We start from the raw sequence: 9,035 nt of genomic DNA on the forward strand, positions 1-9,035 counted from the left end.
AAGGCTCGGACCCATCGCACGCCGGCGAGTCCGATTAATCACTGGGTCGATGGGCGTTCCTTAGTTTATTTGTCGTACCAATAAAAACTACCGTCAGCGGCGCCAAGATGACATTGATTCGCGCCAACGGAAAATGCGCTCTACGAATGAACGTAGGGCGAGCAAACGCGGGCCCCGCTATCCGCGCGAAATGCCTGTGTGTAAGCGTCGCCCGTTCGTTCAAGCGCCGTCGGAGGGCTCTGTCGTCTTGGGCTTCAGGCTTCGATGCTGCGCATGCGATTTTCCGAGCTTCGTTGCGTGATGCGACTTCGCGCTTGTCGAATCGGCATCGGCCGTGCGGTCCGCTTGCGTGTCCGAGCGATCCGCGGCGCGGGCCAAACCCTTGTCGCGATCGCCTGAGATTGGGCTGTTCGAGTTCTTGAGTGCCTGCCCGCTCATATGGCTCCCGGATAAGCCGCCGACATTACCCTTGGCACTGCCGGTTCCACCGCCCATGGCCGAGCCATGGCCACCTCCGGATCCGCCGCCTGCGCCACCGCCACCGCCACCGCCGGCACCACCGCCGCCGCCATTGCCACCACCGCCGCCGTTACCACCGGCGAACGACACCGGCGACAGCGCCAAAGCGATACTAGCGGCGGCCAAAAGCGTCAAACGTTTCGTTTTCATGGAGTCCCCCTAATCGAGTGCCTGCCATCGCATTGTGCGAGAAAGCAGTGCGTATTCAAGAGGACGTCGTTACCGTTTGTATCCGGCCGCAACAAGAGGGAATCCGCACTTGCCGCGTGGTGCGGGTTCTTACGGCGTCAGCCACGATCGATCGGGATGCGAGATTCGATACAAGAATTGCGATGCAACAAACCAAAGCGTTGCACGCGGGAGGGGAGGGGCAAATTCTTTGAGCAGACGAAAATGCCCGCATCAGCGGGCATATCGTCTAGTGTGTCTGGCGTTTAAACTTCGGCCGTACTCACGGCCTTAGCCGGCTCTTCCACCTCGGGGGTGCGGATCAGGTAATCGAAGGCACTCAGCGCCGCTTTCGCCCCGTCGCCCGCCGCGATCACGATCTGCTTGTACGGCACGGTCGTGCAGTCACCAGCCGCGAACACACCCGGTACGTTGGTCTGCCCCTTGGCGTCCACGACGATTTCGCCGAACCGGCTCAATTCGACCGTGCCCTTGAGCCACTCGGTATTCGGCACGAGCCCGATCTGCACGAACACGCCTTCGAGCGCAACGGTATGCTCCGCACCGGTCGCGCGATCCTTGAAGCGCAGACCGTTTACCTTGTTTCCGTCACCGGTGATTTCGGTGGTTTGCGCATTCACGCGTACGGTCACGTTGGGCAGGCTGCCGAGCTTGGCCACCAGCACGGCATCGGCTTTGAGCTGATCGTTGAACTCGATCAACGTGACGTGCGCCACGACGCCCGCCAAATCGATCGCGGCCTCGACGCCCGAGTTGCCGCCGCCGATGACCGCCACGCGCTTGCCTTTGAACAGCGGACCATCGCAGTGCGGGCAGTAAGCCACGCCCTTGTTCTTGTACTCCTGCTCTCCCGGTACGTTCACGTTGCGCCAACGCGCGCCTGTCGAGATGATGACGCTGCGGCTCTTGAGCGTGCCCCCGTTTTCCATCCGAACGCTCACGAGCCCACCCGGCTGCGTGGCCGGAATCAGCTCCACGGCGCGTTGCTGCGACATGATGTCGACGCCGTAGTGGCGCACCTGCGCTTCGAGCGCCGCGGAGAACTTCGGGCCGTCGGTTTCGAGCACCGAAATGTAATTTTCGATCGAGAGCGTGTCGTTGACTTGGCCGCCCATGCGTTCGACGGCGATGCCGGTGTCGATACCCTTGCGAGCCGCATAAACGGCGGCTGCCGAACCGGCGGGGCCGCCGCCGACGATCAGGACGTCGAACGCGTCCTTGGCATCGAGCTTGGCTGCCTCGCGTTGTGCCGAGCCCGTGTCGAGCTTGGCGACGATTTCCGCGAGTTCCATGCGTCCCGCGCCGAACATCTCGCCGTTCAAATACACGCTGGGCACGGCCATGATCTGACGCGCGTCGACTTCGCCTTGGAACAGCGCGCCGTCGATCACGACGGTCTTCACACGCGGGTTCAGCACGGCCATCAAGCTCAACGCCTGAACGACGTCCGGGCAGTTATGGCATGACAGCGACATGTACACCTCGAAGCTGTAGTCGCCGTCGAGGGCTTTGATTTGCTCGACGAGCTCCGGCTCGACCTTGGGCGGATGGCCGCCGGTCCAGAGCAGGGCAAGCACGAGCGAGGTGAATTCGTGACCGAGCGGAATGGCCGCAAAGCGCAGGCTCTGCTCGCCGCCGACACGGTTCAGACTGAACGACGGCTTGCGCGCATCGTTGCCGTCGGTGCGCACGGTGATCTTGTCGGACAGCTCGGCGATGGTCCGGAGCAGTTCCGCGAGTTCGCGCGAGCTCGGTTGCTCGTCCAGCGACGCCACGAGTTCGAACGGCTGGTTCACGCGCTGCAGATAGGCCTGCAATTGGCCCTTGAGGCTGTCGTCCAACATGGTGATCCTCGATGCTTGAGAAGTGACGGACTTGGTGTTTCGATACCGGCCGGGCAGGGCCCGGCCGGCGCGTCAATGCGATTGACGGTGCTGCTTGATGCTTAGATCTTGCCGACGAGGTCGAGCGACGGGGTCAGCGTCTTCGCGCCTTCCTTCCACTTGGCCGGGCAGACTTGGCCGGGGTTGGCGGCGACGAATTGCGCTGCCTTGAGCTTGCGCAGCGTTTCGGACACATCGCGAGCGATCGCGTTGTCGTGCACTTCCATCGTCTTGATCGTGCCTTCCGGGTTGATGATGAAGGTGCCGCGCAGCGCCAGGCCTTCTTCGGGGATATGCACGCCGAAGGCGTTCGTCAGTTGGTGCGTCGGGTCGCCGACCAGCGGGAACTTGGCCTTGCCCACGGCTTCCGACGTTTCGTGCCACACTTTGTGCGAGAAGTGCGTGTCGGTCGTGACGATATAGACTTCAGCGCCGGCCTTTTGGAATTCGGCGTAGTTTTCCGCCGCGTCTTCGACTTCGGTCGGGCAGTTGAACGTGAACGCAGCCGGCATGAAAATCAGGACCGACCATTTGCCCAGCAGCGACTGTTCCGTGACTTCAACGAACTTGCCGTTGTGGAACGCTTGTGCCTTGAACGGTTGAACTTGGGTGTTGATAAGCGACATGAACTTTCCTTGAACAGTGGGTTGGGTGGAACGATTCGTGTGATGGGCTCTATATTGACGAAATCTTTTGGAAAATGCAATTCGATAGTCACTATCTAAGCGATAGCGTGAGGCTAATAGCCCCATAGCCGCGGATAGACCGCGTCGTCCTCGCTTTGTTCTAGCTCGTTATGGCTGGTCCTTTATCAGGTCGTCGAGCTCATGCTAGACTCCGCTCCCATGTCGTATTGGCGCAAACTCCTCATCGTCGTGCTGTTGATTCTGAGCCTCCCGGTTCAGTCGTACGCGGCCGTCCTGATGAAATGCGCGGCCGAACCGGCGGATGCTGGCCACAGCGTCACGTCGCACCTCGATCTCGACCTGGGCGTCGCCGAACACCACCACGAGATGCGGCAGATCGCATCCGTGGGCGGCGAGCATCATCACGACGGTAGCCGCCATTCGCATGCCTGTTCCAGTTGCGTGTCGTGCTGCGTCGGCGCCGGCATGCCGTCGGCTTCCGCCGTTGCGGTCCCCGCGGGCAACCTCCTTGTCGCCATCCGTATTCCTTCTTCCGCCGGCGTCGTGTCGTTCTTGACCGGCGGAATCGAACGTCCTCCCCGCAAGCTTCTCGTCTAGTCCCCCATCGCGGCCGATCGCCGGCCGCGCCATGGCGTTTGTCCCGGCGTTTCCGTATGGATTCGCCGGATGATCCACGACGAGAACTTCTATGCGACTTCTATCAGCAGCGCTGCTGGGCGCGGCGGCTAGTCTGCCGGCGTTCGTGCGCGCCTCGGCTCCGACCGACCCCGCCGAGGCGGCAGCCACCGTCCCGGCCATTACCGTCCCCTCGGTCTTCGACGCCTACCGCCCCTATCGAGACGCGGACAATCCGACTTGGCAGGAACTGAACCAAGCGGTACGGAACAAGCCCGCCGTATCCGGCATGGGACACGGTGATGGCGATAAGCCGCCCGGCCATAGTCATCCAGACCACTCGAAGCGCGGAGCCGCCACGCCATGATGCGACGATCCCATTGCGCGAAAGTGGCGGCGGGCGTCGCACTCATGGCCTTGCTCGGCGGCTGCGCAAGCTTTTCCAAAGACGGCGGATTCGATACGGTGTCTTCAACGGCCAAGGACCGGCTCGGCCGGGAAGCGGTCATCGTGAAGACCGATGCCGACCGCGACGCGGCGACCAAGCGCACGCAGGCGTTGCTCGATCAACCGCTTTCCATGGACGATGCGGTGCAAGTCGCGCTGTTGAACAATCGCGGCCTGCAAGCTTCATACGCCGAGCTCGGGCTTTCGGAAGCCGATCTCGTCCAAGCCGGACGGCTGCCCAATCCGGGATTCACGTTTAGCCGTACCCGGGCGAGCAACGGCGATCTGAATATCGGCCGAACGATTTCGGCGGATGTCCTCGGCATCTTGACCCTGCCGCTTGCCGCGCATATCGAGCAGCGCCGCTTCGAGCAGGCCAAGCTCGCGACGGCCGACGCGATGCTCAAGGTTGCCGCCGATGCGCGGCGCGCGTACATCGAGGCGGTGGCGGCCCAGCAAGCGGCCGTCTACGCCGAACAGGTGCGCGATTCCGCCGAGGCCGGGGCCGAATTGGCCTCGCGCATGCGTCAAGCCGGCAATTTCAGCAAGCTCGATTACGCGCGAGAGCAGGCGTTCTACACGGAGTCGGCCGCCGAACTCGCGCAGGCTCGGCAGCAAGCCGTGGCAGCGCGCGAAAAACTGACGCGAGCGATGGGCCTGTGGGGTGAACAAACGCGCTATACGTTGCCCGAGCGCCTGCCCGATTTGCCGAAGGATCGCCCCGATCTGGCGGCCCTCGAGCGATATGCGCTACAGAACCGCCTCGACATTCAGGCGGCCAAACTGCAAACGCAGGCCGTGGCGGCGTCGCTGGGATTGACGCGCGCGACGCGTTTCGTCAATGCGCTCGACGTCGGTTATCTGAACAACTACGAGACCGACAAGGGACGCGAACCCGGCTATGAAATCAGCGTCGAGATTCCGATCTTCGACTGGGGCAGCGCCAAGATCGCGCGGGCGCAGGCGATCTATATGCAATCGGCGAACCGGCTTGCGCAAACGGCGATCGACGCGCGATCGGAAGTGCGCGAGTCGTATTCGGCCTATGTCATCGGCTACGACGTGGCCAAGCACTACCGCGACGACGTCGTGCCGCTGCGCAAAACGATCTCCGACGAGATGCTGCTGCGCTACAACGGCATGCTCGCCAGCGTGTTCGACTTGCTCGCGGATTCTCGCGAGCAAGCGGGCGCGGTCAACCGCTATATCGAGGCTTTAAAGCGCTATTGGCTGGCGCAGACGGATCTCGAGCAAGCGCTCGGCGGTCGTCTGCCCGCGGCCGACGGCGCCGCGCACGCGCCGTCGGAGCTCTCGCCGCAAGTGCCGGCAACGAATTCGAAAGGTCAATGAATATGGTGTCCCGTAGACAATTTCTAAGCGGCTCGGGCGCCGCGCTCCTAGGCGCCGCGATGGTCAGCAAAGCCGGCGCGGCCGCGCTGCCAGAAGCGCCTACTATGGACGGCGCGGGCACGCAACCGCCGCTCGCGCCGCCCAACGGCCGCCCCTACACGCCGGTCGCGACGCTCAACGGCTGGTCGTTGCCGTGGCGGATGAAGAACGGCTGGAAGGAGTTTCACCTGATCGCCGAACCGGTCGTGCGCGAAATGGCGCCGGGCATGAAGGCGAATCTTTGGGGCTATAACGGGCAATCTCCGGGGCCGACGATCGAGGCGGTTCAGGGCGACAAAGTCCGCATCTTCGTCACGAACAAGCTGCCGGAGCATACGACCGTTCATTGGCACGGCATGACGTTGCCGAGCGGCATGGACGGCGTGGGCGGTCTCACGCAACCGCATATCCCCCCGGGTAAGACGTTCGTCTACGAGTTCGAACTCGAACGGCACGGCACGTTCATGTATCACCCGCATGCCGACGAGATGGTGCAGATGGCGATGGGGATGATGGGCTCGTTCATCGTGCATCCGAAAGATCGCGGCGTCATGCCGGTCGACCGAGACTTCGTCTTCCTGCTGGCCGCCTACGACATCGATCCCGGTACGTACACGCCGCGCGTCAACGAAATGACGGACTTCAATATGTGGACGTTCAATTCGCGCGTTTTTCCGGGCATCGATCCGTTGCCCGTGCGCGCGGGCGACCGCGTTCGGATCCGATTCGGCAATCTGACGATGACGAATCACCCGATTCATTTGCACGGGTACAGCTTCGAGGTGGCCGGCACGGACGGCGGGTGGATCGCGCCGTCCGCGCGCTGGCCCGAGGTCACGACCGATGTGGCGGTCGGCCAAATGCGGGCGATCGAATTCACCGCGAACCGCCCCGGCGACTGGGCGTTCCACTGCCACAAATCGCACCACACGATGAACGCGATGGGCCATCAGGTGCCGAACCTGATCGGCGTGCCGCAAAAGGATCTGGCCAAGCGCATCGAGAAGCTGATTCCCGACTACATGGCGATGGGCAGCACGGGCGGAGCGATGGGCGAGATGGAGATGCCGCTGCCCGACAACACGCTGCCGATGATGACGGGCACGGGGCCGTTCGGCCCGCTCGAAATGGGCGGCATGTTTACGGTCGTCAAGGTTCGAGAAGGTCTCGCGCGAAACGATTACCGCGATCCCGGTTGGTACCGGCACCCGAAAGGGACAGTGGCCTACGAATACACGGGTGAACTCCCGGATAGCTGATCTACCCACTCAGGCCGAGCTCGGCTCGGCCGTCGATTCAATCACGTCAACTCTGGAGAAAGCACGATGAACAAAGCACTCGTTTCGATCGCGATCGGTTGCGCCTTGGCGGTTTCAAGCATGTCTTACGCCGCGGGCGATATGGGAAACATGGACATGAGCGCCGGAATGAAGCAGGGCGGCCCGGCGGCGAACGGCATGTCGCACGGCGAAATCAAAAAGGTGGACGCAGCGGCGGGCAAGCTGACGATCAAGCACGGCCCGCTCGAAAACCTCGGCATGGAAGGGATGACGATGGTCTTCAAGGTCAAAGATCCCGCGATGCTCTCGCAGGTCAAGGTGGGCGACAAGATCGACTTTGTCGCCGACGAAGTCGATGGCGCGCTGACGGTGGTCAAGCTGCAAAAGCAATGACGTGAGTCTGTGGGGACGCGCTTCGAGGGCCGTCCCCGTCTCGATCCCTTTGTATGAAACGACTATGAATATTTCCGCTTCCAGACGTCTCGCCGGCCTGGTCATGGCCGCTATCGCCGCCATCGCCGCTATCGCACCGCTCTCGGCGCTCGCACATGGCAAGCTCGAAAGCGCGACGCCGGCACCCGGCAGTACCGTCGACGTTGCGCCGGGCGCGCTGCGCCTTACGTTTAACGAAGCGTTGGAGCCGACGTTCAGCTCCATCAAGCTCTCCGACACGGCCGGCACGCCGGTCACGCAAGAAAAGGCGAGCGTCGATGCGGCCGATCGGCGCGCCATGACACTGCCCGTGCCCAAGCTCGCATCCGGGGAATACAAGGTGCAGTGGGTCGCCATGACGGCCGATGCGCACAAGACCAAAGGCACGTACACGTTCAAGGTGAAGTGATGAACGAGGGGATTCTCGGCACCGTTCGCTTGATATCGGTGGCGATCCAGAACATCGGCTTCGCCGTCGTCGTGGGCGCGCTGCTCAGTCGTCAATGGCTCGCCCGCGGCGAATCGATCTGGCAGGAGAGAATCGGCCGGCGGCTCATCCATGCGATCAGAGCGGCGTCCGTGCTTTCACTGCTCGCCAGTGCGCTGGCGTTCTGGGCGCATTGCGCGCTGATGAGCGATTCGGCGCTGCTCGATGCCGGGCCCGCGGTCCGGTCGATGATCGAGGCAACCGCGTTCGGCCGCGCCTGGTCGATCGGTGCGCTTCTTACGCTGGCCGTTGCCGTGATCGCGTTTCGCTGCCCGAGCGGCGAGCGGCGCATCGGCTTCGGTGTCTGGATCGCATTGGCAGGGGCGGCCTTGGCGCGCAGCAATAGCGGGCATTCCGTCGATACGGGGATCTTCGCTTTGCCCGCTTGGTTGGACTGGTTGCATCTGCTCGCGATCAGCGCGTGGGTGGGACTGGTCTGGGTGACAGCTTACGTCGTCATGCCGCGTCTGCACGATGCGCCCGGCGATGAGGGGAGGCGGGCGGCATCGTTCGTGCAATCGCTTTCAGATACCTCGACGTACGCGCTGATCGTCTTATTCGTTACCGGGGCGTACAACGGTTTGAGAGGCGTCGGCACGCCCGCGAACCTGTGGAGTTCGGCGTATGGCGAGATACTCCTGATCAAACTCGCGCTGGTATTCGTTGCCGCGGCGCTCGGCGGCCATAACCGCTTCTTCGAAATGCCGAAGCTATTGGCGACCTTGCGCGCGTCCTCAGCGGCGGACGCATTGCGGCCGCTGCGCCGGTTCGGCGCGGTGCTTCACGTGGAGTCGGTGATTTTGCTTGGCGTGGTCATCGCGGCGGCGGTCCTCGCGTCGAGTCCGCTGCCGGGAACGACTTGATGGCGATGGGTTCGCCGATGTGGTGCCGGGATGCGCGCATCGCTTTGCGCGCGTCTCGGCGTCCGCGCGCGGCTGCCTATGTTCGGTGGGCCGCGCGCGGCGACCGATTAGTCGCGATAGTGGCGGTGATGACGCCGGCCCCGGTGGCCGCGATAGTCGGCTTCGTACGAATTCGCGCGCGAGATGTGGCCGCCCAATGCCGAGCCGGCCCCGCCGCCCGCCGCCGCGCCGATGATGCCGCCCGCCGGGCCGCCCATCGCATTGCCGGCCGCCGCCCCCGCGCC

Annotated in this window: 10 protein-coding genes; 7 read left to right on the forward strand and 3 right to left on the reverse strand. The window is 63.3% G+C overall.

All coding sequences use genetic code 11. The annotated features are described in order from the left end of the window. Window positions 1–219 precede the first annotated feature (219 nt). From DXT59_RS30555 to ahpC, 3 genes are all read right to left on the reverse strand, one after another. Complete coding sequence (locus DXT59_RS30555) at window positions 220–669, reverse strand: hypothetical protein (protein ID WP_240324474.1); 450 nt, start codon at window positions 667–669, stop codon at window positions 220–222. Window positions 670–953: 284 nt separating this feature from the next. Next, window positions 954–2,552 (reverse strand): alkyl hydroperoxide reductase subunit F, encoded by a 1,599-nt coding sequence (gene ahpF, locus DXT59_RS11130; protein ID WP_116136955.1) that lies wholly within the window; start codon window positions 2,550–2,552, stop codon window positions 954–956. 101 nt (window positions 2,553–2,653) lie between these two features. Beyond that, a complete protein-coding gene (gene ahpC, locus DXT59_RS11135; RefSeq protein WP_116136956.1) occupies window positions 2,654–3,217 on the reverse strand; it encodes an alkyl hydroperoxide reductase subunit C in 564 nt (187 codons plus the stop codon). A 201-nt stretch (window positions 3,218–3,418) separates the two neighbouring features. On the opposite strand from ahpC, the gene DXT59_RS11140 reads away from it, so the two are divergent. From DXT59_RS11140 to DXT59_RS11170, 7 genes are all read left to right on the forward strand, one after another. Next, window positions 3,419–3,835 carry a hypothetical protein gene (locus tag DXT59_RS11140; protein WP_240324475.1) on the forward strand — a complete coding sequence of 139 codons (417 nt, stop codon included), beginning with the start codon at window positions 3,419–3,421 and terminating at the stop codon, window positions 3,833–3,835. A gap of 91 nt (window positions 3,836–3,926) precedes the next feature. Then, window positions 3,927–4,220 (forward strand): hypothetical protein, encoded by a 294-nt coding sequence (locus DXT59_RS11145; RefSeq protein WP_205417405.1) that lies wholly within the window; start codon window positions 3,927–3,929, stop codon window positions 4,218–4,220. After that, window positions 4,217–5,650, forward strand: coding sequence for a TolC family protein (locus DXT59_RS11150; protein ID WP_116136958.1), 1,434 nt, complete (start codon window positions 4,217–4,219; stop codon window positions 5,648–5,650). The genes DXT59_RS11145 and DXT59_RS11150 overlap by 4 nt, the downstream gene beginning before the upstream one ends. Before the next feature lie 2 nt (window positions 5,651–5,652). Then, window positions 5,653–6,948 carry a multicopper oxidase family protein gene (locus DXT59_RS11155; protein WP_116136959.1) on the forward strand — a complete coding sequence of 432 codons (1,296 nt, stop codon included), beginning with the start codon at window positions 5,653–5,655 and terminating at the stop codon, window positions 6,946–6,948. Window positions 6,949–7,014: 66 nt separating this feature from the next. After that, window positions 7,015–7,362, forward strand: coding sequence for a copper-binding protein (locus DXT59_RS11160; protein ID WP_116136960.1), 348 nt, complete (start codon window positions 7,015–7,017; stop codon window positions 7,360–7,362). Window positions 7,363–7,426: 64 nt separating this feature from the next. Next, on the forward strand, window positions 7,427–7,810 hold the full coding sequence (gene copC / locus DXT59_RS11165; RefSeq protein WP_116136961.1) for a copper homeostasis periplasmic binding protein CopC: 384 nt from the start codon (window positions 7,427–7,429) through the stop codon (window positions 7,808–7,810). Continuing rightward, the gene (locus tag DXT59_RS11170) at window positions 7,810–8,751 is read left to right on the forward strand and encodes a copper resistance D family protein (RefSeq protein WP_116136962.1); all 942 of its coding nucleotides are present in this window, start codon (window positions 7,810–7,812) and stop codon (window positions 8,749–8,751) included. Before copC ends, DXT59_RS11170 begins: the two co-directional genes overlap by 1 nt. Window positions 8,752–9,035: the final 284 nt, after the last annotated feature.

It is taken from the genome of Trinickia diaoshuihuensis (genome assembly GCF_003390925.1).
Lineage (GTDB): Bacteria > Pseudomonadota > Gammaproteobacteria > Burkholderiales > Burkholderiaceae > Trinickia > Trinickia diaoshuihuensis.